This window comes from Pannonibacter anstelovis, assembly GCF_036881715.1.
GTDB classification, from domain to species: Bacteria; Pseudomonadota; Alphaproteobacteria; order Rhizobiales; family Stappiaceae; genus Pannonibacter; species Pannonibacter anstelovis.
Genome location: NZ_JBAKBF010000001.1, coordinates 257,209 through 279,627, shown reverse-complemented (window position 1 = coordinate 279,627; position 22,419 = coordinate 257,209). Strand labels below are relative to the sequence as shown.

The 22,419-nt window shown below is 62.4% G+C and carries 25 protein-coding genes; 5 read left to right on the top strand and 20 right to left on the bottom strand.

The annotated features are described in order from the left end of the window. Nucleotides 1-167: 167 nt before the first annotated feature. Nucleotides 168-1,343 carry a ribonuclease D gene (gene rnd / locus V6L75_RS01290; RefSeq protein WP_334249724.1) on the bottom strand — a complete coding sequence of 392 codons (1,176 nt, stop codon included), beginning with the start codon at nt 1,341-1,343 and terminating at the stop codon, nt 168-170. Nucleotides 1,344-1,472: 129 nt separating this feature from the next. Between rnd and V6L75_RS01285 the strand changes: the two genes are divergently transcribed. Continuing rightward, complete coding sequence (locus V6L75_RS01285; RefSeq protein ID WP_334249723.1) at nt 1,473-2,090, top strand: ParA family protein; 618 nt, start codon at nt 1,473-1,475, stop codon at nt 2,088-2,090. Next, entirely contained in the window at nt 2,087-2,251 is a 165-nt protein-coding gene (locus tag V6L75_RS01280; RefSeq protein WP_334249722.1) for a hypothetical protein, read from the top strand. The genes V6L75_RS01285 and V6L75_RS01280 overlap by 4 nt, the downstream gene beginning before the upstream one ends. 86 nt (nt 2,252-2,337) lie before the next feature. On the opposite strand, the gene mazG is transcribed toward V6L75_RS01280, so the two are convergent. From mazG to aptA, 11 genes are all read right to left on the bottom strand, one after another. Beyond that, nucleotides 2,338-3,189, bottom strand: a complete 852-nt coding sequence (gene mazG / locus V6L75_RS01275) for a nucleoside triphosphate pyrophosphohydrolase (protein WP_334249721.1) — start codon at nt 3,187-3,189, stop codon at nt 2,338-2,340. Between the two features lie 84 nt (nt 3,190-3,273). Beyond that, a complete protein-coding gene (locus V6L75_RS01270) occupies nt 3,274-4,416 on the bottom strand; it encodes an ABC transporter permease (RefSeq protein ID WP_334249720.1) in 1,143 nt (380 codons plus the stop codon). After that, the gene (locus V6L75_RS01265; protein ID WP_334250004.1) at nt 4,413-5,318 is read right to left on the bottom strand and encodes an ABC transporter permease; all 906 of its coding nucleotides are present in this window, start codon (nt 5,316-5,318) and stop codon (nt 4,413-4,415) included. The genes V6L75_RS01270 and V6L75_RS01265 overlap by 4 nt, the downstream gene beginning before the upstream one ends. A 337-nt stretch (nt 5,319-5,655) precedes the next feature. Further along, nucleotides 5,656-6,474 carry an ABC transporter ATP-binding protein gene (locus V6L75_RS01260; protein ID WP_334249719.1) on the bottom strand — a complete coding sequence of 273 codons (819 nt, stop codon included), beginning with the start codon at nt 6,472-6,474 and terminating at the stop codon, nt 5,656-5,658. A gap of 45 nt (nt 6,475-6,519) precedes the next feature. Then, complete coding sequence (locus V6L75_RS01255; protein WP_334249718.1) at nt 6,520-6,975, bottom strand: hypothetical protein; 456 nt, start codon at nt 6,973-6,975, stop codon at nt 6,520-6,522. Nucleotides 6,976-7,127: 152 nt separating this feature from the next. After that, a complete protein-coding gene (hydA, locus tag V6L75_RS01250) occupies nt 7,128-8,585 on the bottom strand; it encodes a dihydropyrimidinase (RefSeq protein ID WP_334249717.1) in 1,458 nt (485 codons plus the stop codon). Nucleotides 8,586-8,654: 69 nt separating this feature from the next. Beyond that, the gene (locus V6L75_RS01245) at nt 8,655-9,125 is read right to left on the bottom strand and encodes a GNAT family N-acetyltransferase (protein WP_334249716.1); all 471 of its coding nucleotides are present in this window, start codon (nt 9,123-9,125) and stop codon (nt 8,655-8,657) included. Between the two features lie 95 nt (nt 9,126-9,220). Further along, entirely contained in the window at nt 9,221-9,508 is a 288-nt protein-coding gene (locus V6L75_RS01240; protein WP_334249715.1) for a GIY-YIG nuclease family protein, read from the bottom strand. A 121-nt stretch (nt 9,509-9,629) separates the two neighbouring features. Next, nucleotides 9,630-10,880, bottom strand: coding sequence for a Zn-dependent hydrolase (locus V6L75_RS01235; protein ID WP_334249714.1), 1,251 nt, complete (start codon nt 10,878-10,880; stop codon nt 9,630-9,632). A gap of 54 nt (nt 10,881-10,934) precedes the next feature. Then, complete coding sequence (locus V6L75_RS01230; RefSeq protein ID WP_334249713.1) at nt 10,935-12,431, bottom strand: CoA-acylating methylmalonate-semialdehyde dehydrogenase; 1,497 nt, start codon at nt 12,429-12,431, stop codon at nt 10,935-10,937. A gap of 132 nt (nt 12,432-12,563) precedes the next feature. Beyond that, nucleotides 12,564-13,898: an omega-aminotransferase AptA gene (aptA, locus tag V6L75_RS01225; protein ID WP_334249712.1), complete on the bottom strand. Its 1,335-nt coding sequence runs from the start codon at nt 13,896-13,898 to the stop codon at nt 12,564-12,566. 420 nt (nt 13,899-14,318) lie between these two features. On the opposite strand from aptA, the gene V6L75_RS01220 reads away from it, so the two are divergent. Both V6L75_RS01220 and V6L75_RS01215 read left to right on the top strand, forming a co-directional pair. After that, complete coding sequence (locus V6L75_RS01220; RefSeq protein ID WP_334249711.1) at nt 14,319-14,987, top strand: TetR/AcrR family transcriptional regulator; 669 nt, start codon at nt 14,319-14,321, stop codon at nt 14,985-14,987. Further along, entirely contained in the window at nt 14,984-15,706 is a 723-nt protein-coding gene (locus tag V6L75_RS01215; protein WP_334249710.1) for a TetR family transcriptional regulator C-terminal domain-containing protein, read from the top strand. Before V6L75_RS01220 ends, V6L75_RS01215 begins: the two co-directional genes overlap by 4 nt. Before the next feature lie 133 nt (nt 15,707-15,839). Here V6L75_RS01215 and V6L75_RS01210 read toward each other — a convergent pair whose 3' ends face one another. After that, nucleotides 15,840-16,097, bottom strand: coding sequence for a hypothetical protein (locus V6L75_RS01210; protein ID WP_334249709.1), 258 nt, complete (start codon nt 16,095-16,097; stop codon nt 15,840-15,842). 232 nt (nt 16,098-16,329) lie between these two features. Between V6L75_RS01210 and arfB the strand changes: the two genes are divergently transcribed. Then, a complete protein-coding gene (gene arfB / locus V6L75_RS01205) occupies nt 16,330-16,782 on the top strand; it encodes an alternative ribosome rescue aminoacyl-tRNA hydrolase ArfB (RefSeq protein ID WP_334249708.1) in 453 nt (150 codons plus the stop codon). Nucleotides 16,783-16,835: 53 nt separating this feature from the next. Here arfB and V6L75_RS01200 read toward each other — a convergent pair whose 3' ends face one another. The 7 genes from V6L75_RS01200 to V6L75_RS01170 form a co-directional block, all read right to left on the bottom strand. Then, nucleotides 16,836-17,363 (bottom strand): GNAT family N-acetyltransferase, encoded by a 528-nt coding sequence (locus V6L75_RS01200; protein ID WP_334249707.1) that lies wholly within the window; start codon nt 17,361-17,363, stop codon nt 16,836-16,838. Then, nucleotides 17,360-17,638, bottom strand: coding sequence for a type II toxin-antitoxin system TacA family antitoxin (locus V6L75_RS01195; protein WP_334250003.1), 279 nt, complete (start codon nt 17,636-17,638; stop codon nt 17,360-17,362). Before V6L75_RS01195 ends, V6L75_RS01200 begins: the two co-directional genes overlap by 4 nt. A 56-nt stretch (nt 17,639-17,694) precedes the next feature. Continuing rightward, entirely contained in the window at nt 17,695-18,291 is a 597-nt protein-coding gene (locus V6L75_RS01190; protein WP_334249706.1) for a YitT family protein, read from the bottom strand. 20 nt (nt 18,292-18,311) lie between these two features. Next, nucleotides 18,312-19,562, bottom strand: coding sequence for an NAD(P)/FAD-dependent oxidoreductase (locus V6L75_RS01185; protein WP_334249705.1), 1,251 nt, complete (start codon nt 19,560-19,562; stop codon nt 18,312-18,314). A gap of 156 nt (nt 19,563-19,718) precedes the next feature. Further along, nucleotides 19,719-20,063, bottom strand: a complete 345-nt coding sequence (locus V6L75_RS01180; protein WP_334249704.1) for a RidA family protein — start codon at nt 20,061-20,063, stop codon at nt 19,719-19,721. Between the two features lie 3 nt (nt 20,064-20,066). Further along, nucleotides 20,067-20,828 carry a TetR/AcrR family transcriptional regulator gene (locus tag V6L75_RS01175; protein ID WP_334249703.1) on the bottom strand — a complete coding sequence of 254 codons (762 nt, stop codon included), beginning with the start codon at nt 20,826-20,828 and terminating at the stop codon, nt 20,067-20,069. 7 nt (nt 20,829-20,835) lie between these two features. After that, the gene (locus V6L75_RS01170; protein WP_334250002.1) at nt 20,836-22,284 is read right to left on the bottom strand and encodes an amidase; all 1,449 of its coding nucleotides are present in this window, start codon (nt 22,282-22,284) and stop codon (nt 20,836-20,838) included. Nucleotides 22,285-22,419: the final 135 nt, after the last annotated feature.

Below are 22,419 nucleotides of genomic sequence, written 5' to 3'. Positions count from 1 at the left end.
CTGCCGCGCCTTCGCGGTTCATTTCGCTGCTCTGCAAGCGAGTAGACCCCCGGGTCTGCGCTCCCCTCCGCCCGGGGCGACGCCGGGTGGCGAGTTGCAGGAACAAAACAAAGCCCTCGGAACCTCGGGGCGCCGGGGGCTTTTCAATAGTCAGACAGCCTGCCGGATTACTCCGCAGCGGCCTTGGACTTGGCGGGCTGCTCCAGCGCGACAACCTGGCGGCCGTCGAAGGCGAGGGCAATTTCACCGCGCTTGAGCTTCAGCGCCATCTCGCCGAACATCTCGCGGCGCCAGCCTTCCAGCGCAGGCACGCTGGCATGATCATCGGCGGCGATCTGTTCGAGATCCTCAACCGTGGCAATGACCTTCGCGGCAACGCCCTGCTGTTCGCTGACGAGTTTGAGCAGGACCTTCAGAAGATCCACCGCAGCGGCGGAGCCATCGGGCGCCTGACGGCCCTTGGGCAGCTTCGGAAGCTTCTCCTTGGGCAGGCTCATGGCAGCGTTGACGGCCTTGAGGATGTCCTCTGCCTGTTTGGAGCGTTCAAAGCCGCGCGGAATGGTGCGCAGGCGGCTTAGGGCATCTGCATTCACCGGCTGCTGGGCGGCAATCTCGTAGATGGCATCGTCCTTGAGCACGCGGGAGCGAGGCACGTCGCGGGACTGTGCTTCACGCTCGCGCCAGGCGGCGACTTCCATCAGTACAGCCAGCTCGATCGGCTTGCGCACGCGCATTTTCAGCCGCTGCCATGCATCTTCCGGCTCGGTGCGGTAGGTGCCTTCCGACAGCAGCACCTGCATCTCGTCGCCCACCCAGCTGATGCGGTTCTGTTCGGCCAGATTGGCCTTGAGGAACAGATAGACATCGCGCAGGTAGGTAACGTCCGCCAGCGCATATTCCAGCTGCTTCTGTGTCAGGGGCCTGCGGGCCCAGTCAGTGAAGCGGGAGGACTTGTCGATGCGCGCACCGGTGATGCGCTGCACCAGCTGGTCATAGGAGACCGAGTCGCCAAAGCCGCAGACCATTGCTGCGACCTGAGTGTCGAAGAGGGGCGTCGGGATCAGGCCGCCGAGATGATAGACGATCTCGATATCCTGCCGGGCGGCGTGGAAGACCTTGATGACAGCCTGATCGCGCATCAGCTCGAAGAAGGGCGCAAGATCAAGCCCCGTAGCCAATGCATCGACGATGAAAGCATCATCCGGGCCAGCCAGCTGGATGACACAGAGCTTCGGCCAGAATGTCGTCTCGCGCAGAAATTCCGTGTCCACAGTCACGTAATCATGGGCGGCAAGGCGCTTGCAGGCGTCGGCGAGGGCAGATGTGGTCGTGATCAGATTCATGGTAACTCTGGTCTATACCGCAGACTTGCCATCTTGTCGCCATGAAACCGTCAGCCTCTTGTAATGTGCGCCAGCGAGGTTGCATCAGGGAAACACCTGCGCAAAGCTCAGGTTCCGGAGGACAGCTTCATGCGCAAGATTCTCATCGTCAATGGCAAGGGCGGCTGTGGCAAGACCACTCTCACGACGACTCTGGCCTCAGCCTTTGCCGTCCGGGGAGAGCGGGTGTTTCTCGCTGATGCCGACCGGCAGCGCTCGTCCCTTGGATGGCTCAAGCGGCGGCCGCCGACCATGCAGCAGATCCATGGGCTCGACTGGAGCAAGGGCGAGCATGACATGCCTTCCTTCAGCCGCGGTTTCATCTTTATTGATGGTCCCGGCGGCCTGCGCGGCGAGAAAGCAAAGGAACTGGTGGCGGAGGCGGACGATATCGTTGTGCCGCTGATGCCTTCTGCCTTTGATTGGGATGCAACGGCAGCATTCCTCGACCGGCTGACCGAAATGAAACGGATCCGCAAGGGTAAGGCAGAGATTCTCGTCGTGGCGAACCGGGTGCGCCGCAGCCGGGCTGATCAGCTTTTGCTGCAGCAGCAGGCTCAGGAGGCTGGTCATCCGCTTCTGACGGAAATCTCCGACCGGGTGATCTACGCCCGGCACGCCGCCAATGGCTCGAGTGTCTTCGATCCGCCGGCGGCTCCCGCTGATGTTCTGGCGCAATGGCATCCGCTCATTCAGGCGCTGGATTGAAATGGCTTTACCTGATTTCAGGTGTTGTACCTTGCCTGAATTTCCGGCGCCTCCCGCTGCAGCATGTGCTGGAGGCGATTTACCTGGCGCCTGAAATCTTGCCATTTGCTCAAGCCGTCACCCTGACGAAGCAAAGCGTGATCCGGCGATTGTTTCATTGAGGCCTGATTGTTTGGGCAAGACAACCGCCGTTCGGGAGGCGCGTGATTCCCGGCTTGCACTGCGCATGGCAGGGACAGCACGGGGGTTATTCGCCGTCCTGCTTTCCCTTCGCGGCCTGCCAGATCTCTTCCATCTCATCCAGAGTGAGGGCCTCAAGTGTGGTACCGCGCCGGGAGGCTTCCGCCTCGATGGCGGCGAAGCGGCGGCGGAACTTTGCGTTGGTGCGCTTGAGGGCTGCTTCCGGCTCCACTTCGAGATGACGGGCGAGATTGGCAACGGCAAACAGCACGTCGCCCAGCTCGTCCTTCACCGCTTCGGGCACGGAACCGGTGACTGCCGGCGGTGTGTGGTCCGTGAGTTCGGCTTCCAGCTCATCCAGTTCCTCGCGGATTTTTGCAAAGACCGGAGCGAGCGTATCCCAATCAAATCCAACCTTTGCAGCCCGGCGCTGGATCTTTTCCGCTTCCATCAAGGCAGGGAAGGCTGAAGGCACCGCATCGAGATAGCCGGGTTCGGTGTCGGGCAGGCCCATGGCCGCACGGCGTGCCTTTCGCTCGGCCTTTTCTTCCGCCTTGATTCTGTCCCACATGCCTTTGGCCATGCCGGACGAGCGGGCTTCCTCGCTGCCGAAGACATGCGGATGGCGGCGGATCATCTTCTTCGTGACCGCTTCGACCACATCAGGAAAGCTGAAGGCACCTTCCTCCTCGGCCATGCGGGCGTGATAGACCACCTGCAACAACAGGTCGCCCAGTTCCTCGCGCAGATCATCCAGATCATTGCGGCTGATGGCTTCCGCCACCTCGTAAGCCTCTTCCACCGTATAGGGCGCGATCGTGCCGAAATCCTGCTCCAAATCCCAGGGGCATCCGGTCACCGGCGTACGCAGCGCCGCCATGATGTCGATGAGAACGGAAATGTCGCGGCCAGGTTTCATGGGAGAATCCGGTAAGGAGGTGTCTTGGGAACTGGACCTTACCGGCTCAAAGGCCCCGCGTGAAGCTGCGGGACCCGTCATCGCTCACCCCCGCTGCGAGGGATGCCAGAAGGTGGCCCAGCGTTCTACCGCCGAAACGGCGGCGTAAAACAGGGAACCCGCCAGCGCGGCCACGGCGATTTCCGCCCAGACCATGTCGAGGTTCATGCGCCCCACTTCCGTCGAGATGCGGAAGCCCATGCCGACGATGGGCGTACCAAAGAACTCTGCCACGATGGCGCCGATGAGGGCGAGGGTGGAGTTGATCTTCAGCGCGTTGAAGATGAAGGGCATGGCCATGGGCAGGCGCAGCTTTACCAGCATCTGGCCGTGGCTGGCCGCATAGGTACGCATCAGGTCCTTCTGCATGGCGTCGGCGGCGGCGAGGCCTGCCACCGTGTTCACCAGCATGGGGAAGAATGTCATGATGATGACCACGGCTGCCTTCGACGGCCAGTCGAAGCCGAACCACATGACCATGATGGGTGCGACGCCAATGATCGGCAGGGCGGAGACCAGATTGCCAATGGGCAGGAGACCGCGCTTCAGGAAGGGCACCCGGTCGGCGATGAGGGCCACCAGAAAGCCCGAGCCGCAACCGGCCACATAGCCGAAGATGACCGCCTTGAGGAACGTCTGCTGGAAATCGGCCCAGAGGATCGGCAGGGACCCGGCAATGCGCAGGCCTATGGCTGAGGGGGCAGGCAGCAGCACTTGGGGCACGCCGGCGCCAACCGTGATCAACTCCCACAGGGCCAGAAGCGTCAGGCCGAAGACGAGAGGAATGGCCAGATTGACCGCTCGTGCTGCCGTCTTGCCGAGCCCCCGCCATTCCGACAAGCGGCTTGCCAGTAGCCAGGCGGATAGCCAGATGGCGGCCACGAGCGCCCAGAATCCGGGCGCGGCCTGTCCCCGGTGTTGATGGGCGACGCCGATCAGCAGCAGGGCGGAAATGGCAGTGACAATGCCGATGGCAACATCGCCGATGCGGTTCTGCTGGAAGCCGAGCATGATGCGTACGCCCATGATGGCCATGAGGCTGACTGCAATGGCAACACGCGGCATTTCGACGACGCCGAAATCCGGCGCGAAGATGATGCTGGTGAGGCCAATGAGGGTGAGAAGCAGGCTGCCTCCGGCAAGAAGCGCCGTGCTGCTGAAAGTGGTATTGCGCCGGGACTGGATCATCGGCTCATCCCCATGCGGCGGAGGGTGATTTTCTCGGCAAGGCCGATCAGCGACACGAGCAGGCCCGCCAGAACGGCAGCCATGATCAGGGCGGACCAGATCTGCACCGTCTGCCCATAGTAGGACCCGGCCAGCAGCCGCGCCCCGAGGCCTGCGACCGCGCCGGTCGGCAACTCGCCGACGATGGCGCCGACAAGACTTGCGGCGATGCCCACCTTCATGGAGGTGAAGAGATAGGGCACCGCATAGGGCAGGCGCAGCTTCCAGAAGGTGTCAAGCTTCGTCGCCGAATAGGTGTGCATCAGGTCCATGTGAATGACCTCCGGCGAGCGCAGCCCCTTCACCATGCCGACTGTCACGGGAAAGAAGGACAGGTAGGTGGAAATGAGCGCCTTGGGCAGAAGGCCCGAAATGCCAACAGAGTTCAGAACCACGATGATCATCGGCGCAATCGCCAGAACGGGGATGGTCTGCGAGGAAATGACCCATGGCATCAGCGATTTGTCGAGCACCCGGCTGTGAACCACGAGAACGGCCAGCACGATGCCGAGAAGCGTGCCGAGCGCAAAGCCGGTCAGCGTCGAGGAGAGGGTGATGCCAGTGTGGTAGAACAGACTGCGGTTGGAGGTGATGCGTTTGTTGACCGTGGTGTCCCAGATCTCCACCGCCACCTGCTGCGGCGAAGGCATGACGGGCCGCTCCTGCATCATGGTGTCGGCGACAAGCTGTGTGAAAGGCACATCCGTTTGCCCGGCGCGGGCATAGATGTCGCGCTGGAAGGGGGCGTTGAGGGCAACCGTTGCCACATACCAGAGGCCGAGGATCGCCAGCAGGAGCGTGAGGACGGGACCTGCCGCACCGGTTGACGGTAAACCGAATAGACTCGGCCGCTGATTTTCTATGCGCTTAACCTCCGCACGTATGAGCCGACTTCTAACCACTCGGTACACAACAAGAAGGGAGAAAACTACAAAGATCCAGACAATAAAAATCTCAAAAGAAACACTTAGTCCGAAAGATGAAACTATTCCAATCACAGCTCCCGCTAAAATCAATAAAAAACCAACAGCGTCATCAAATTTTTTTCCGATAAGTGATTCGAATAAAAACGGGTTACTATCCCAGAGAGATCTTGAAATCTGATAAAGTATATGACTTCTCTGAAATAGTGAGTCAAAAGCGATTATAAGGGCGCCAAAAGCTCCTGCCATATAACTCAAAACTGAAAGGTAATTGATCTCAGTCATCGTATGCGTGCCCCGCCTTCAGCCCTTCGCGGACGCGGTGGGCGATCTTCAGGAATTCCGGACTCTCGCGCATGTCCAGCGTCCGCTCACGCGGCAGATCGCTTTCGATGATGTCATAGATCCGGCCGGGGCGCGGGCACAGGACGACGATCTTGGTGGAGAGATAGACCGCCTCCGGGATGGAGTGGGTGACGAAGACGACCGTCTTGTTCGTCTTGGCCCAGAGCTGGTGCAGCTGATCATTGAGGTGATCGCGCACGATCTCGTCCAGCGCGCCGAAGGGCTCGTCCATCAGCAGAAGATCGGGCTGAACGGCAAGGGCGCGGGCAATGGAGGCGCGCTGCTGCATGCCGCCCGAGAGCTGCCAGGGGTATTTGCGGGCAAAGCCGCCGAGTTCCACCAGTTCCAGCACCTGCGCAATGCGCTTTTGCTGCTCCGCCTTTGCAAGGCCCATGATCTCAAGCGGCAGGGCGATGTTCTTCTCGATGGTGCGCCAGGGGTAGAGCGCGGCGGCCTGAAACACATAGCCGTACGAGCGGTCGAGCCGGGCATTTTCCGGCGTGGTGCCGTTGACGGTGATCTCGCCCGAGGTCTTCTGCTCCAGATCGGCGATGACGCGCAGCAGCGTGGTCTTGCCGCAGCCCGAAGGGCCGATGAAGGAGACGAAATCGCCCTTGGCAATGTCCAGATTGATGTTCGACAGGGCATGGACTGGCCCGTCATTCGTCTCGAAGGTCAGGCACAGATCCTTCGCCGAAATCACCGGCTGGGAGGAGGCTGGCCGCTCAACTGCTCCACTCGTCACGTTCATCGTTCCCCGCTGTTGCTGCCTCTCCGCCGCCGGATTTTCCCCGTGTCATGCGGAGTGCTGTCTTGCCTGTCTGTAGAATACCAGTGCGCCGGTCATGCTGGCCGGGAGGCAGATGGCCAGAAATACCATCAGAAAGACAGCGCCGAATGCCACTGTGAAGCTGAAACCACCCACTGGCGCCAGCATCAGGCTTGCCGTCATTACGGCCGTTATTACCCCCATGACGGTGCCAAGAAGCAGATAATTTAGCAAAGTCACCCGAATAAACCTGGAAACCAGATAGAGAACAAGCGCCGGGAGAGGTGTCATCAGGGAAGCGAAGAACAGGGTCAGCAAAGGATAAAGAAGAATATCTGTCCACGGCCGGCCCTCCAGAAAAGGCGCCTCCTGCAGAAATAACACAATCAGAAAGCCCAGCGTTGCCACAAGTGAACCCAGCACAGACGCCACCAGCCAGGTGGCCAGAAAACGCAAGGCTTCAAGTATTCCCCTCTTGATCATCGATCTGCCTCATCCTTCCGTACATCCAGACTTGAAGAAAATTCCGAATCCCTTGCTCTCAATGACAAGCGGCCTGCATCGTGAAGGCGTTTCCAATCCCCTCCCCTCAAGGGGGAGGGGGATTGGGAGGCATCAGCCTGACGAAATGTTTCTCACACCCCGCTCGCCGGAATGCCGGTGCGTTCCACCTTGCGGGGGGCGGTGAGTTCTTTCCAGGTGGACAGCGCCTTGTTGACCGCCTGATAGGGCTCACGCTTGACGAACTGGCCGTGGCCTTCCTGCGGGCGCACAGTGCCGTCTTCCACGGCGACACGGCCGCGGGTGAGGGTGTAGCGGGGCAGGCCCTTCACCTTCTTGCCTTCGAAGACGTTGTAGTCGATGGCCGACTGCTGGCTGGCGGCGGAAATGGTCTTTTCCTTGGCCGGGTCCCAGACCACGATATCCGCATCCGCGCCCACAAGAATGGCGCCCTTTTTCGGATACATGTTCATGATCTTGGCGATGTTGGTGGAGGTGACGGCGACGAATTCGTTCATCGTCAGCCGGCCCGTTGCAACGCCGTAAGTCCAGAGCATGGGCATGCGGTCTTCCAGGCCGCCGGTACCATTCGGGATCTTGGTGAAGTCGCCGATGCCGAAGCGCTTTTGTTCTGACGTGAAGGCGCAGTGGTCCGTCGCCACCACCTGCAGCGAGCCGGAAGCAAGCCCGGCCCAGAGGCTGTCCTGGTGCTTCCTGTCGCGGAACGGCGGGCTCATCACCCGGCGGGCGGCGTGGTCCCAGTCGGGGTGGCGGTACTCGCTGTCATCCAGCGTCAGGTGCTGGATCAGCGGCTCGCCATAGGCGCGGATGCCGTTCTGGCGGGCCCGGCGGATGGCCTCATGCGCCTGTTCGGACGACGTGTGGACGATATAGACCGGCACGCCGGCCATGTCGGCAATCATGATGGCGCGGTTGGTGGCCTCGCCTTCCACTTCCGGCGGGCGGGAATAGGCATGCGCCTCCGGCCCGTTGTTGCCTTCAGCCAGCAGCTTTTGCTGCAGCGAGGCGACCACGTCGCCGTTTTCCGCATGGACAAGCGGCAGGGCGCCCAGTTCGGCGCAGCGCTGGAACGAGGCGAACATCTCGTCGTCATTCACCATCAGCGCGCCCTTGTAGGCCATGAAGTGCTTGAAGGTGTTGATGCCCCTTTCGCGGACAACGGTCTCCATCTCGTTGAAGACCGTTTCGCCCCACCAGGTGATGGCCATGTGGAAGGAATAGTCGCAATGGGCGCGGGTGGACTTGTTGTCCCACATGGACAGCGCCTCCAGCAGCGACTGGCCGGGCGAGGGCAGGGCAAAATCCACAACCATCGTTGTGCCGCCGGCAAGCGCCGCGCGGGTGCCGCTGTCGAAGTCATCGGCGGAATAGGTGCCCATGAAGGGCATCTCGAGGTGGGTATGCGGATCAATGCCGCCCGGCATGACATAGCAACCCGTGGCATCCAGCACGGTATCGCCGGAGAGGTTCCTGCCGATCTCGGTGATCCTGCCGCCCTCGACCTTCACATCGGCCTCGTAAGTGAGGTCGGCGGTCACCACGGTTCCGCCCTTGATCACAGTGCTTGCCATGTCTGTTCCCCTTTTTCCGTTTCCGCGCCGTTGCGCCTTGTTGCGGAGCATCCGGCGGCTGTCTTTATGTCAGTTTTTCTCGATACTCCGGCTCATGAACAGGCTGTAGGGATTGGCCTCATAAGGCCCGAACGGCCCGCAAGGTGCATAACCGAAAGCCTTGTACATGCGCACGGCCTCCACATTGAGCTCGCCCGTTTCCAGATACAGCTGCAGCACGCCGCGCTCCCGCGCCAGATTCTCCAGCTTTTCCATCAGCGCCCGCCCGGCGCCCATGCCGCGCGCTGCCGGATCAACGAAAATGCGCTTCAGCTCGCCACTGCCTTCTTCAAACCACTTCACCGCTCCGCAGCCGATCGCCTCACCATCCGCCTTGCGCACAACGATGAAATCCACGTCAGCTTGCATCAGATCCTCAAGCGGCGAGCCGAAATTGCCCTCCGGCGGATAGAGACTGTCCGCATAAGCATCCGACTGAGCCAAAAGCTCCAGAACTTCGGGCTGGTCAGGTGTCTCGATGGCGATGCGCAGCGGTGTCATGCGGTGCTTTCTTTGGTTCGAGTAATGGACTTCCACCCTCTCGATCGTCATCCCGGACAAGCGCAGCGCAGATCCGGGACCGGTGAGCCGAGGTGCTACCGGTTGAGATCTGGATAAAGATCACGCCATTGCGGATTGCCCTTCTCGATCAGGTCGAACTTCCACTGCCGCTGCCAGCGTTTGATCTTCTTTTCCATCGCAATCGCTTCATTCATCGTGGCAAACTCCTGAAACCAAACGAGCGACTTGATGCCGTACTGCTCCGTGAAGCCTTCAACCTGTCCTTCGCGGTGCTCGTAAACCCGTCTTGTCAAATCTGCGGTTACGCCCGTGTAGAGTGTTTCATATGGCCTTGATGCCATGATGTAGACCCATGCGGGCATTGTCCGTTCCGTCCTCCAGTCAACTCAGGCCCCGGCTCACCGGTCCCGGATCTCCGCTTCGCTGCGTCCGGGATGACGATGGAGAGAAACGGGGCGTTCAGCGGGAGCAGGGAGCCAAGCCTCACCCCACGACCTCCGCCGTCTCCAGCACCGCGTGCAACAGAACATCGCACCCCGCGCCTGCCCATTCCTTGGAAATCTCCTCCGCCTCGTTATGCGAGAGACCGCCCACGCAGGGGCACATGATCATGGTGGCCGGGGCGACCTTGGCGGCCCAGCAGGCGTCATGGCCTGCGCCCGAAATGATGTTCATGTGGCTGTAGCCGAGCCGTTCGGCGGCGGAGCGCACGCTGGAGACGAGTTTCGGGTCGAAGGTCACCGGATCGAAATGGCCGACCGCCTCCACCGAACAGCCGACGCCGAGCGCCTCGCAGATGGTGGCGGCTTCCGCCTCGATGCGGGCGCGCATGGCGGTGAGTTTGGCAAGGTCGGGTGTGCGGATATCGACAGTGAAGACCACCTGACCGGGCAGCACGTTGCGGGAGTTGGGCGAGAAGAACACCTGACCGACGCCGCCAACGGCCCCCGGCTGATGGTCCATGGCAACGCTCTGGACCATCTCCAGAATGCGCGCCATGGCAAGACCGGCGTTGACGCGCAGGTTCATCGGCGTGGAGCCGGTGTGCGCCTCGCGGCCCGTCAGGGTGAATTCCAGCCACCACAGGCCCTGGCAATGGGTGACGACGCCGATCTGCTTGCCTTCGGCCTCCAGTATCGGTCCTTGTTCGATGTGCAGCTCGTAATAGGCGTGCATCTTGCGGGCACCCACCTCTTCCTCACCAACCCAGCCGATGCGCTTCAGCTCATCGCCATAGGTCTTGCCCTCCGGGTCCTTGCGGCCATAGGCATAGTCAAGGCTGTGCACACCGGCGAAAACGCCGGACGCCAGCATGGCGGGGGCAAAGCGGGCGCCTTCCTCGTTGGCCCAGTTGGTGACAACGATGGGATGCTTCGTCTTGATGCTGAGATCATTCAGCGTGCGCACCAGCTCCAGCCCGGCCAGAACGCCGAGCACCCCGTCATATTTGCCGCCGGTCGGCTGGGTGTCGAGGTGCGAGCCCACATAGACGGGCAGGGCGTCCGGATCGGTGCCCGGCCGGGTCATGAACATGGTGCCCATCTTGTCGACGCCCATGGTCAGGCCTGCGTCCTCGCACCAGGACTGGAACAGCCTGCGTCCCTCGGCATCGGCATCCGTCAGGGTCTGGCGGTTGTTGCCGCCCGCGATGCCCGGACCGATCTTGGCCATGTCCATCAGGCTGTCCCACAGCCGGTCCGGGTTGATCTTCAGGTTCTGTCCGAGTGTTGTCATCGTGCTCTGCCTTGAAAATTGCGCCGCTGGCGGGTGGGGGCCTCTCTGCCTGCCTCAGTCGAGGCTGGGGAAGGTGAAGACCGCGCCGTCCTTGATGCCGGCCGGCCAGCGGGTGGTCACCGTCTTGAGGCGGGTGTTGAAGCGCACGCCTTCCGGCCCGTAGATGGAGTGATCGCCGAAGAGCGAGCGCTTCCAGCCGCCGAAGGAGAAATAGGCCACCGGAACCGGGATCGGCACGTTGATGCCAACCATGCCCACCTCGATCCGGTCGGCAAAGGCGCGGGCGGCGTCGCCGTCGCGGGTGAAGATGGCTGTGCCATTGCCATATTCATGATTGTTGATGAGGTCGAGCGCCTCGTCATAGCCCTTGGCGCGCACCACGGAGAGCACCGGGCCGAAGATTTCTTCCTTGTAGATGGTCATGTCCGGGGTGACCCGGTCGAACAGGGTGCCGCCGACGAAATAGCCGTTCTCATAGCCCTGCAGCGAGAAGCCCCGGCCATCAACCAGCAGCTCTGCGCCTTCCTTGACGCCCTGGTCGATGTAACCCAGCACCTTGCGCTTGTGGGCATCGGTGATCACCGGGCCCATCTCGGCGTCCTTGTCGGTGGCCGGGCCAATCTTGAGGGCCTGCACACGCGGCACCAGCTTTTCGATCAAGGCATCGGCGGTCTTTTCGCCAATCGGCACGGCGACGGAAATGGCCATGCAGCGCTCACCGGCAGAGCCGTAGCCTGCGCCCATCAGCGCATCAGCGGCCTGATCCATGTCCGCGTCGGGCATGATGATCATGTGGTTCTTCGCCCCGCCAAGCGCCTGCACGCGCTTTCCATGGGCGGTCCCGGTGGCATAGACATATTCGGCAATCGGGGTGGAGCCGACAAAGGACACGGCCTTCACATCCGGATGGGTGAGCAGCACATCCACGGCGTCCTTGCCGCCATGCACCACGTTGAGCACGCCTTCCGGGAATCCGGCCTCGCGGAACAGCTCATACACCACCATGACGGCGGAAGGATCACGCTCGGACGGCTTCAGGATGAAGGTGTTTCCGCAGGCAACGGAGATCGGATACATCCACAGCGGCACCATGGCCGGGAAATTGAACGGCGTGATGCCGGCGACCACACCCAGCGGCTGGCGGTCGCAATAGCTGTCGATGGCTGGCCCAACGTTGCGGGCGAAGTCCCCCTTCAGCAGATGCGGGATGCCGCAGGCAAACTCGACAACTTCGATGCCGCGCGCGACTTCGCCAAGGGCATCGTCATGGGTCTTGCCATGCTCGGCGGAGATCGCCCTTGCGATGTTGTCCGCATTCGCGCTCAGCAACTCCTTGAAGCGGAACATGAACCGAGCACGCTTCAGCGGCGGCGTGTCGCGCCAGGCCGGAAAGGCGGCCTTGGCAGCGGCAATGGCGGCAGCAACATCGGCGGCATTGGACAGGCCAAGCTCGGCCACCTGCTCGCCGGTTGCCGGGTTGAACACGGGCGAAACCTTGCCGGAGGTGACGGGCGTTTCCTTGCCGGCGATGATGTTGTGGATGGTCTTCATGGGTCGCGTTTCCGGGTTCTGCCTTTGGGCGCGCAAGTGAGGGGCTGGCGGCGGTCTGGCTTGGTCTTGTCGTGTGTGCGGGGCATTTGTGGAGCGTCAGGGCAGGCGGTCCCGCCCTGACGCAAGGCTTCGTCAGATATTGTTTTCCAGCACCTTGCGCAGCTTGCCGAACAGCTCGTCGATCTGCTCCTTCGAGATGATCAGCGGCGGCGACAGGGCGATGATGTCGCTTGTGGTGCGGATCAGAATGCCGTCCTCATAGGCCTTCAGGAAGGCGGAGAAGGCGCGTTTGGTCGGCTCGCCGGGGATCGATTCCAGCTCAATGGCGCCGATGAGGCCAAGGTTGCGGATGTCGATCACGTGCGGGCAGTCCTTCAGCGAGTGCACCGCCGCTTCCCAGTAGGAGGCAAGATCGGCTGCGCGGGTCAAAAGGCCCTCTTCCTCGTAGGTGTCGAGGGTGGCAAGGGCTGCGGCACAGGCGACCGGATGGGCCGAGTAGGTGTAGCCGTGGAACAGCTCGATCATGTGATCGGGGCCGGTCATGAAGGTCTCGTAGATCTGCTTGGTGCAGAACACGGCGCCCATCGGAATGACGCCCGAGGTGATGCCCTTGGCCGTGGTGATCATGTCCGGCATCACGTCGAAATATTCGGCGGCGAACGGCGTGCCGATACGGCCAAAACCGGTGATCACCTCATCGAAGATCAGCAGGATGCCATGCTGGGTGCAAAGCTCGCGCAGGCGCTTGAGGTAGCCCTTCGGCGGGATCAGAACACCCGTGGACCCGGCCACTGGCTCAACGATGACGGCAGCGATGGTTGAGGGATCATGCAGCTGGATGACCTTGATCAGATCATCGGCAAACTCCGCGCCATGCTCCGGCTCGCCGCGCGAGAAGGCGTTGCGGACGGGGTCATGGGTGTGGCGGATGTGATCGACGCCATTCAGCATGGTGCCGAAATGCTTGCGGTTGTTGACGATGCCGCCAACGGAAATGCCGCCGAAGCCGACGCCGTGATAGCCGCGCTCGCGGCCAATGAGGCGGGTGCGGGAGCCCTGGCCGATGGCGCGCTGATAGGCAAGTGCGATCTTCAGCGCCGTATCGACGCTTTCAGAGCCGGAGTTGGTGAAGAACACGTGGTCCATCGGCGAGGGCAGCATGGCGGCAAGGCGGGCTGCCAGCTCGAAGGCCTTGGGGTGACCCATCTGGAACGCCGGCGCATAGTCCAGCTCGGCGATCTGCTTCTGAACCGCTTCGACGATGCGCGGGCGGGAATGGCCCGCGTTGCAGCACCACAGGCCGGCCGTGCCGTCCAGCACCTTGTTGCCCTCGGCCGTGGTGTAATGCATGTCCTTGGCCGCGACGAACATGCGCGGCGCCTTCTTGAACTGGCGGTTCGCCGTGAACGGCATCCAGAAGGCTTCCAGATTGTTGGGAATGGCAGCGGACGCGGCCTTGTCAGACATAGTTCCTCCTTGCCGGTTCCGGCCCGATTTGGCACGGATACACGGTCGTGGCTGCAGCAAACTTGCACACGGGTTCGGCTTCAGGCGAACACGGGTAAGGTGAGCCTAGCAGTGCCGGGCACGCTTGTCCGTCATCGTCTTGCGATTTTGCACCTGCGCTGTTCCCTTCTTGGCCTGCCGCAGTCTTCTTGCTGCGTGCGGGCCGGTCGATCTCTGGATATGCCCTGTGCGGGATCTTGTCTTTTGACGGTCAGGCCCTTTGAGAGAACCCGAAAGAAACCTGACCAATTGGTCAAGGAGCGTATGAATCCTTGACCAGACGGTCAAGATGATAATTTCATCGGCAGGATGAAAATCTGATCACGGATGCGCCGCACCGCAACATGCGGGTGGCATCGTTCAACACGGAAGCGGGGGCGAATGGAGCGCAAACCATCCAGCCGGAGCGCCGCACGGGCGGAGACCGAACGGGCAATCCTGGAGGCCGCCGAAACCGTGTTTGCCGAACATGGCTACCGTGGGGCAACCACGGGCATGATCGCGGCACGGGCGGGCATCCCGAAGGCAAACCTGCACTATTATTTCGCCACCAAGGAAGCGCTGTACCGGCAGGTGGTGGAAAACATCTTCACGATCTGGCTCGACGCTGCCAACTCCTTCGATGACTGCGAGGACCCGGAAGAGGCGCTGACCCGCTACATCACCACCAAGATGGACATTTCCCGGCAGCATCCCATGGGCTCGAAGGTCTGGGCCAACGAAATCCTGCACCGGGCACCGGTCATCCAGGACTATCTGGAGACCACCTTGCGCGACTGGACCGCGAGCCGTATTGCGGTCATCGACAGATGGGTAGCCGAAGGGCGGATGGACCCGGTGGACCCGCGCACGCTGCTCTACATGATCTGGGCCACGACCCAGCATTATGCGGACTTCATCCATCAGGTAGAGACGCTGAACGGCGGAGCACCTTTGTCTGACGAGCAGTTCGCCACCGCCCGGGAGAACGTGGTGCGAATCGTGCTATCGGGCGTCGGAATAAGGCCCAAGGCTGGCGCCAGGGCAGAGGGTGGAGACAGCCCCGCATGACGGACCAGACTTCTTCCGGCCATCCCCCGGCGCGCAACCGCACGCCGCGCCCGCGCACCCGCACGGCCAGAAGCACGGGAGCTGCCGCGCAGAACGAGGATGGAAACCTCAGCCGCATCCAGGAGTTGAACCGCAGCCGCCTTCTGGATGCTGCGCTGGCCGAGTTCTCCCGCCTTGGCTTTTCCGGCGCGACGCTGGACGCCATCGCAGGCGGAGCGGGCATGTCCAAGTCGAACCTGCTCTACTATTTCCGCTCCAAAACAGAGATCTACGAGGCTGTGCTCGCCTATATTCTCGATGTGTGGCTAGCCCCCTTGCGCCGTCTTGATCCCGCGGGCGATCCGGCAGCGGAGCTGACCGCCTATATCCGCCAGAAGCTGCAAATGTCTGCGGATTTGCCGGAAGCCTCCCGCCTCTTTGCCAACGAAGTGTTGCAGGGTGCCCCGCGCATCCGCAAGGTGCTGGAGGAGGATCTGAAGGAGCTGGTGCGCGAGAAGGCCGGCGTCATCCGGCACTGGATGGACAAGGGGCTGATCCGGCCCGCTGACCCGGTGCATCTCATCTTCATGATCTGGGCCATGACCCAGCACTATGCCGATTTCGAAACCCAGATCCGTATGGTGACGGGCAAGTCGCTGGAAGACCCTGAGTTCCGCGAAGGGGCGGCAGAGACAGTCTGTGGGCTGGTGCTGTCTTCGCTGGGGCTGAAGACAGCCTGATACTGGCGTGGCAGGAACGCAAAAGGCTGCAGCGCCAATGGCAGCGCCGCAGCCCTTGCAGGAGATCAGATGTCTTATGGGACCGCAGGATACGTCAGGGCGGGGACCTCCTGACGGGATGGGCGGTCAAGGCTCAGCCCTTCTTCTTGTGAAGCGCCGTGCCCGGGGCACTGGAGGCCGTGCCGCTGCTTGCGGACTTCTGCTGTGTCTTGCCCGTCTGGGCGGCTGCGGCCGGTTTGGTGGCCGAAGTCTTCGTCAGCAGCTGCGTCTGGTGCTGTGCAGGTGCTCCGGTGTCCGCGCGCTTCATCGTGGTGGCTGCGAATGCGCCGCCTGCCATGGTGGCAAGGAAGGAAGCGGCAAGAACCGGGGCAATCATCTTCTGCAGTTTCATTTCACCAACTCCTGGGTTATCAGGCCATAAGGGCCTGCAGGAAGCATCCGCCTTGCCCGGAGCGGCGCGTGGAGCGCTGTGGGGGAGGGCTTGGCTTGGTCGCTCCGGAAGGCAAGATCAGCATCCGCCTTTCCGAGTGTTCTGCCAAGCCATTGTTTTGTTAATTCTTTTTAAGATGAACGCGCGCAATTCCGCCGTAATGCAGGCGGACGGGAGCAAAGGAGGCGGGACTATGGCGGAAGAGAACGGCATGCCGCCGCGCGGCCGCATTCCCGTGACCGGAAGGCTGTTTATCGAGGAAGCCGACCTGCGCGAGGATTTCATCCGGGCGTCCGGGCCGGGTGGGCAGAACGTCAACAAGGTTTCAACTGCGGTGCAGCTGCGCTTTGATCTTTCCGGCAACACAAGCCTGCCGGAGGATGTGAAGGCACGCGCAGCGGAACTTGCGGGCAGCCGCCTGACGCGCAGCGGCGAAATCATCATCCAGGCCGACCGGTTCCGCACCCAGCAGATGAACCGGGATGACGCGCTGGCGCGCCTGATCGAGCTTCTCGCCCGCGCCGCCCACCGGGACAAGCCCCGCAAGGCCACCCGGCCAACCCTTGCCTCCAAACGCCGCCGCGTCGAAGGCAAGAAACACCGCGGCAGCATCAAGAAGATGCGCGGCAGCGGGCCGGTGGAATAGGGGATGGGCTATAGGCTGGCGTTCTATAATTCATGAAGGGCGTTGTTTGTGGGCTATAGAAGGCCTTTGGCCTTGAGGCCCGGGACAAAGACTGCCAAGGGAATGACCAGCGTCAATGGGCTGTCGTGCAACGGTTCCGCGCCAAAAGTCTGGTACCATGCAGCTGCGCGATCTGACTTGGCGTCGATTACGAGCAACAGACCGCCGCCAGCATTGGCCAGCCGCAGGCATCTAAGGGCAGCTGCTGCCAGCAACTGGCCACCAAGACCCTTTCCTGCCACGGAAACATCGACGGCCAGCCGGGCTAGGCGGAAACCAGGCACTTCATGCCGGGCAAGCCGCCGTGTCATGTGAGATGGAACTTCTGCATATTCGACGCTGGCAGGCGTAAGCGTGTAGAAGCCAAGCACACGGTTGGGCTGCGCATCGGAGATCGCGCAGAAGGTCTTGGAGGCATTCATCTCATGGCTTTGGCGTGCATAACGCCGCAGGAAGACATTGAGTTCTGCATCGCCGCAATCAAAGGCGTCACGGTCATGAGCCTTCGCCACAGGCTCCTCATGCCAGCCGGGCAGGTTCACAATGATTCAGGCAGAGCGCGGATGGCTGCCGCAAGACGGTCGTTTGCCTTGGGAGGACTTTCCAGAAGCGTCATGATCCGAGTGAAATCGCGGCGGGAGGCCTTAAAGGATTCAGCTTCTTCAATCACGGCTTCAGCCTCACGCAGAGCCGTCTGGGTGACGAAGCTGGTAAGATCCGTGTGCTTCAGGGCGGCAGCGCGGACAAGCTTCGCCTTTACCTCCGCCGGGATGCGCAGGTTCATGCGTTCATTGTCTTCAACAGCGGCCCGCGGCATCGCACTCATCTCCGTATGTCTTCAAAGAGTACAGAAGAAGCGCGAAGCCGTCAAACTCACGCCTCTTGCACCTTCGGCAGGCGGAAGTTCCAGGCGATCAGCAGGTTCATGATCAGCGCGCCCAGGAGCGACCAGACGAGCTTGTCGGGCGCAATGACGAAAAGCGCACCGGTAAAGATGAGCAGATCCAGCGCCATCTGCACCCAGCCTGCCGGGATGCCGCGGGTTTCCTGCAGATAGAGGCCGAAAATGCCGATGCCGCCGGCGCTGGCCTTGTGGCGGAATAGGGCAATGAGGCCGATGGAGCAGCAGCAGCCGGCAAGAACGCCCGCCAGCGGCACCGGCAGCTGATGGAAGGTGATCAGGTCCCCGAGCAGCGGCGACAGCAGCGAGATACCGGCAACGGATATCAGCGTGCGCAATGTGAAACCCGCCCCGCGCCGCCGCCAGGCCAGCAGATAGAAGGGCAGGTTGACGCAGAAGAACACCAGACCGAAGGGCAGGGGTGTTGCCATGGAGACAAGAACCGAAAGGCCCGCCAGCTGCCCCGTCACCAGCCCGGCCGCCTTGAGGAAGACGACACCAAGGCTGGTCATGACGATGCCGAAGACAAGGCCCTGCACGTCATCGAAAATGTCTTTGGCTCTGGACATGGCCGGAGGGCTCCGAAGGATCAGGACAGCTGGCTGGCCGGGGAAAGGACATGGGGCAGACTGCCGGTGGCATCCTGCTTAAGCTCCCCGTCCAGCGCACGGGCAAGGATATCCGCCGTGACCGGGCCCAATGTAAAGCCCTGATGGCCGTGGCCGAAATTCACCCACAGGCCTGTTTCACGCGGCACCGGCCCCACCATGGGCAGCATGCCGGGCAGGCAGGGGCGGGTGCCGGACCATTGCGGCTCCTCGATGCGCGGCCCCAGTTCGATCAGTCCGCCAACGCTGGCCTCTGCCCGGCGCAGCTGGCGCGGGTCGGCCTTTGCACCATGCGCCACAAGCGCTGCACCAGAGGACAGGCGCAGGCCCTTGCGCATGCCCGCCACAACAATTCCGTTGGCGGCATCCAGGAAGGGGCGGCGCGGCATCTGCGGGGCCTGATAGTGGGCGTGATAGCCGCGCTTCAGTACCATTGGCACACTAATGCCGAAGCGCTTCAGAAGCTGCCCCGTCCAGGGGCCGAGGCAGAGCACCACGGCTTGCGCACTGACCGGCCCCTCGGCACCTGCCACCTGCCAGCCGGATGAGGTCCGCCGCAGCGTTGCAGCATCAGCGGCGGCGATTGTGCCGCCACGGCTTTCAAAGAGCGCGGCATAGGCCTTGGTGAGGCCGCCGGGATCGGAACAGCTCCAGCTGCCCGTGTAGTGGATGACGCCTGCGGGAGCCTTCAGCAAGGAGGGTTCTTCACGCATCCATGCCGCACCGGCCACAGCCCGGAACGGCACGCCATAGGCTTCCTGCAACCGCCGCGCCTCACTTGCGGCAACTTCAAAGGCCTTCGGATCACGATGCAGAATGGCCAGCCCCTCGCGGGCAATGAGGTTGCCGCTGCCGGAGGCCTCGATCAGCGGCGCATGGGCGGTGCAGGCCTGCGCCGTCAGCTGGCTGTAAACGGCAGAGACCGCACGGTGCCGGGCCGGGGACGATGCCCGGAAATAGCGCCACAGGGCGGGGGCCATGGCGGCAATACCGGCCGGGGACCAGACAAGATCATTGCTGCCCCCGAGCGCGTAGCGCAGCAGCGTCGGCAGATCACGCGGCATGGCATAGGGCTCTGCGGCCTCAGCCTGAATGACACCGGCATTGCCGTAGCTTGTTTCTTCTCCCGGCGCTCTCCGGTCCGCCAGCACCACACGGTGCCCGCGCCCCTGCAGCGCCAGCGCGGTTGAAACGCCCACCATGCCGGCGCCGAGCACGAGAATGTCCTGCATGGATGAGATTCCTTGAGAGCGGAAATTCCAGGCCACGGAGACCGGCCGTCCCCCCGCGCGCCGTCCCGGCCTTGTGCCGGGACCTGTAAGGGACGCGTGAGAGCGCACTTCACAGGCGACGGCACAAGGCCGGGACGGCGCGGAGTTTGAATGATCTTACGCCTGCGCGATGACGGTGATTTCCAGCTTTGCATCAATCATCAGCCCGGACTGGACCGTGGTGCGAACGGGCAGGGGATCGGAGAAGAATTCCGCATAGACCGCGTTGAAGGCGGCGAAGTCCTTCGCATCCGTCAGATAGCAGGTGCAGGAGACCACATGGGCCATGGTCAGGCCCTCGCCTTCCAGCGTCGCCTTGATGCGCGACAGGCAGTTGCGGGTTTGCGCTTCGATTCCTTCAGGAATGGAGCCATCGGCAGCAAAGCCGAGTTCACCGGCCAGATAGACGGTGGAGCCAGCGCGGCGGACCTTGGAGAAGGGGAGTTTGGCTGGTGCGGTCATGGTTCAGTCCTCTGTTTTTGTGGAAGAACATTTGCGGCTTTCCGCAAGCGCGGAAAGACCATTGATCAGCAGATCGAGCAGGAACTCATAGCTGGCGCCATAGGGCACTTGCGTCCCGTTTTGCCAGCGCAGCACGAAGATGCGGTTGGCAATGTCCGGCAGGGCTGCATGGGTCAGCGGGTAGAGAGCGGGGTCGATGGCGGCCACCTGCTGCTGGAAATGGCTCTCCCAGCCGCTGCCGCCGCCTTGCGGGCCGGGGGCAAGCTCCATGGTGACGAAGCCGCCAAGCCCGCCGATCAGCGCATTGAAGGCATGGGTCAGGTCATTGCCGCGAAACCCGCCATCACGCAGGGCGGCCAGCACGGTTTCCACCCAGCCGAGATTGGCAACGCCGTTCGACTGCATTTCCGCACCCAGCAGCGGCGCGAGGTTGGGGTGCTCATGCACCAGCGCCCGGTAGCCGAGAAACACCTGCCGCAGCCGCAGGCGCCAGTCCGCCGAGCGATCGAAACCGGCAGGCAATGCACTGGTGATCGCGCCGGAAATGGCGGCAAACAGGTCTTCCTTGGTTCCTCCAACGTGCCAGTAGATGACATTGGGCGAAACCTGTAGCGCTCTTGCCAGCTCGCGCAGGGAGAAACCGGCAAGGCCCTTCTCGTCGATCTGTGCAATCGCGGCCGTGACGATTTGTTCCCGCGTCAGACCAACGGAAGCGGCCCGCCCGCGTGGCGGCTTTGCTGGTTTTAGGCCCTCTTCTGCCGCCATTTTCCCCTCAAAGGCTCAGGAAGCCATCGGCTTCGGACAGGCGCGGAGCTGCCTTCAGCGCGGCAAGATCCGGCCCGTGCGGAGCAAGATCAGGGATGCCAGCGATCACAGCTTCAAGCTCGGCGGCAACAGCCAGCACGCCAAGGTCATCATGGCGCTTGCCGACGATCTGCAATCCGAACGGCATGCCGTTGCCGTCAAAACCGCAAGGAATGGTGATGGAGGGATGGCCTGCAATGGTCGAGGCATAGGCCATGGCGAGCCAGTGGTAGTAGCTGAGTGTTGGCTTGCCATCGATCTCAGTGGGATAAAGCTCATGCCAGTCACGCGGGCTGATGCAGACGGCGGGGGAAATCAGCACGTCCCAATCCTCGAAGAAGACCTGCCAGCGCTGGTAATAGGCACCCTGCTGTGTCAGCGTACCCGCCACATCCTCGCCGCTGAAGGACCGGCCTTCGCGGACGTTTTCGGTGACATTGGGGCCTACCAGATTCGGGAACTCGTCCACCCGCTTGCCGTGGGTGCTGACGAAGAGCACACCGCGCAGGACGGAGAAGATCCGGTCCGCATTTGCGCAGTCCGGCGTTGCCTCATCCGCCGTACCGAAGAAGGGCAGGAGGGTTTTCACGGCCTTGCGGAAATGAACGCGCACCAGCCCCTCGACCGGCGCAAAGCCGTAATCTTCGGTGACAGCCACCTTCAGGCTGGAGAGATCGCGCCGGGGCAGGGCGGCGAAACTCTGCGCATCCCAGGGGGTGCGGCCGTTGATGACCGTGGTGTAGGGGTCCTTGCGGTCAGCGCGGGCCAGAACCGACAGAATCAGCCCCGCATCCGCCACGGAACGCGCCATGGGGCCGGAAGTGGACATGGGGATGAGGCCGATGGCCCGCGTGTCGCCCGGTACAACGCCCGGGCTGGGGCGGAAGCCAACGGTGCCGCAGAAGGCTGCCGGATTGCGTAAGGAACCACCCGTGTCCGAGCCCGTCGCCAGCGGCGCATATCCGCAGGCGAGCGCAACGGCGGAACCGCCGGACGAGCCGGCGCAGCTGCGGGTCACGTCATGCGGGTTGGCGGTGACGCCATAGACCCGGTTGCGGGTGTTGCCGCCCGCGCTCCATTCCGGATTGTTGGTCTTGCCCAGCGGAATGGCGCCCGCCGCCCGCATGGCCGCGACAATGGCGTCATCCTTCGTGGCGATGTTCCTGGCAAAGAGTTCGGAGCCGAAGGTTGTCGGCAGACCCTTGACGTCGATCATGTCCTTGACGCCGAAGGGCAGGCCATGCAGCGTGCCAAGCACATCACCCCGCGCCAGCGCGTCATCTGCAGCCTTCGCGTCCTTCAGCAGGGCATCAAAGTCACGGGCAACCAGCGCATTAACCGCGTGGTCCACCGCTTCCACCCGGTTGATGCAGGCCTGTGCGAGCTCGACGGCTGACAATTGCCGCCGTGCCATCATCTGCCGCGCCTCAAGGGCTCCAAGATCAGCGGGGTCCGTGACTTGAGAATGGGGGCGGGCGGCTGCGGACATCGGCAAGGCTCCAGCGGAAGGGGCATATGCCACTACCGGTAGCGCACAATTGCACGATGTTCA

Bases quoted from the DNA above. Each gene is read 5' to 3' on its own strand.
- rnd (WP_334249724.1), bottom strand. From the start codon at position 1,343: ATGAATCTGATCACGACCACATCTGCCCTCGCCGACGCCTGCAAGCGC.
- V6L75_RS01285 (WP_334249723.1), top strand. From the start codon at position 1,473: ATGCGCAAGATTCTCATCGTCAATGGCAAGGGCGGCTGTGGCAAGACC.
- mazG (WP_334249721.1), bottom strand. From the start codon at position 3,189: ATGAAACCTGGCCGCGACATTTCCGTTCTCATCGACATCATGGCGGCG.
- V6L75_RS01270 (WP_334249720.1), bottom strand. From the start codon at position 4,416: ATGATCCAGTCCCGGCGCAATACCACTTTCAGCAGCACGGCGCTTCTT.
- V6L75_RS01260 (WP_334249719.1), bottom strand. From the start codon at position 6,474: ATGAACGTGACGAGTGGAGCAGTTGAGCGGCCAGCCTCCTCCCAGCCG.
- V6L75_RS01255 (WP_334249718.1), bottom strand. From the start codon at position 6,975: ATGATCAAGAGGGGAATACTTGAAGCCTTGCGTTTTCTGGCCACCTGG.
- hydA (WP_334249717.1), bottom strand. From the start codon at position 8,585: ATGGCAAGCACTGTGATCAAGGGCGGAACCGTGGTGACCGCCGACCTC.
- V6L75_RS01245 (WP_334249716.1), bottom strand. From the start codon at position 9,125: ATGACACCGCTGCGCATCGCCATCGAGACACCTGACCAGCCCGAAGTT.
- V6L75_RS01240 (WP_334249715.1), bottom strand. From the start codon at position 9,508: ATGCCCGCATGGGTCTACATCATGGCATCAAGGCCATATGAAACACTC.
- V6L75_RS01235 (WP_334249714.1), bottom strand. From the start codon at position 10,880: ATGACAACACTCGGACAGAACCTGAAGATCAACCCGGACCGGCTGTGG.
- V6L75_RS01230 (WP_334249713.1), bottom strand. From the start codon at position 12,431: ATGAAGACCATCCACAACATCATCGCCGGCAAGGAAACGCCCGTCACC.
- aptA (WP_334249712.1), bottom strand. From the start codon at position 13,898: ATGTCTGACAAGGCCGCGTCCGCTGCCATTCCCAACAATCTGGAAGCC.
- V6L75_RS01220 (WP_334249711.1), top strand. From the start codon at position 14,319: ATGGAGCGCAAACCATCCAGCCGGAGCGCCGCACGGGCGGAGACCGAA.
- V6L75_RS01215 (WP_334249710.1), top strand. From the start codon at position 14,984: ATGACGGACCAGACTTCTTCCGGCCATCCCCCGGCGCGCAACCGCACG.
- V6L75_RS01210 (WP_334249709.1), bottom strand. From the start codon at position 16,097: ATGAAACTGCAGAAGATGATTGCCCCGGTTCTTGCCGCTTCCTTCCTT.
- arfB (WP_334249708.1), top strand. From the start codon at position 16,330: ATGGCGGAAGAGAACGGCATGCCGCCGCGCGGCCGCATTCCCGTGACC.
- V6L75_RS01195 (WP_334250003.1), bottom strand. From the start codon at position 17,638: ATGCCGCGGGCCGCTGTTGAAGACAATGAACGCATGAACCTGCGCATC.
- V6L75_RS01190 (WP_334249706.1), bottom strand. From the start codon at position 18,291: ATGTCCAGAGCCAAAGACATTTTCGATGACGTGCAGGGCCTTGTCTTC.
- V6L75_RS01185 (WP_334249705.1), bottom strand. From the start codon at position 19,562: ATGCAGGACATTCTCGTGCTCGGCGCCGGCATGGTGGGCGTTTCAACC.
- V6L75_RS01180 (WP_334249704.1), bottom strand. From the start codon at position 20,063: ATGACCGCACCAGCCAAACTCCCCTTCTCCAAGGTCCGCCGCGCTGGC.
- V6L75_RS01175 (WP_334249703.1), bottom strand. From the start codon at position 20,828: ATGGCGGCAGAAGAGGGCCTAAAACCAGCAAAGCCGCCACGCGGGCGG.
- V6L75_RS01170 (WP_334250002.1), bottom strand. From the start codon at position 22,284: ATGATGGCACGGCGGCAATTGTCAGCCGTCGAGCTCGCACAGGCCTGC.